The organism is Facilibium subflavum, assembly GCF_003574485.1.
Classification (GTDB): domain Bacteria; phylum Pseudomonadota; class Gammaproteobacteria; order Francisellales; family Francisellaceae; genus Facilibium; species Facilibium subflavum.
The window spans coordinates 1-742 of record NZ_QLIT01000220.1; the positions used below are offsets into that span (position 1 = coordinate 1).

Genomic DNA, 742 nt, shown 5'->3' on the forward strand with positions numbered 1-742 from the left:
GTACGGTCAGGCAACCATCTAGCTAAGTCACCCGTTTTGTACAAACGCGTATATCCTTTTTCAAAATCCTCATCTGTCGCAAAGGGATTATCAATAAAACGCTGTTTTGTCAGTTCAGGTTGGTTTAAATAACCTCTTGATAAACCTACGCCAGCAACACATAACTGACCTGTCATTCCTTCTATAACTGGCTGTAGATTTGTATCCAATATATAACATTTAGTGTTATTTATTGGTCTGCCAATATTACTATTAAGACTGTTTTGATTATAATTATAAGTGTTTGAACATACTGTAATTTCTGTTGGTCCATATGCATTAATTAATGATTTTGAGTAATCCCAAGATTTTATCAATTTTTTAGTAGATGACTCTCCACCAGCGACGACAGTAGTAAATGTTAATAAATCCTTATGTTCAATTATATTAAGTAAACTTGGCGGTAATAGTCCAATGTTGATTTTGTGGTCATTGATAAATTTTGATAAAAGCATTACGTTTTTTCTTTCTCTCTCTGAGATGATGTAACAACTTGCGCCAAAACTTAAAGTGTTAAAAATTTCCCATACAGATGCATCAAAGACATAATTAGCATACTGTAAAACTCTTGAACTGGGACTAATATTTAAAAATTTTCTTTGTCCATATACAAGGTTTACTATACTTTTATGTTCTATCATCACCCCTTTAGGTTGACCAGTTGTACCGGATGTATAGATTACATAAGCCAAATCACTGGCTT

Annotated in this window: 1 protein-coding gene; it reads right to left on the minus strand. The window is 32.9% G+C overall.

The features are described from left to right. A partial coding sequence (locus tag DNK84_RS11720) for an AMP-binding protein (protein WP_235826895.1) occupies window positions 1–680 on the minus strand: 680 nt, incomplete at its 3' end. Window positions 681–742 lie beyond the last annotated feature (62 nt).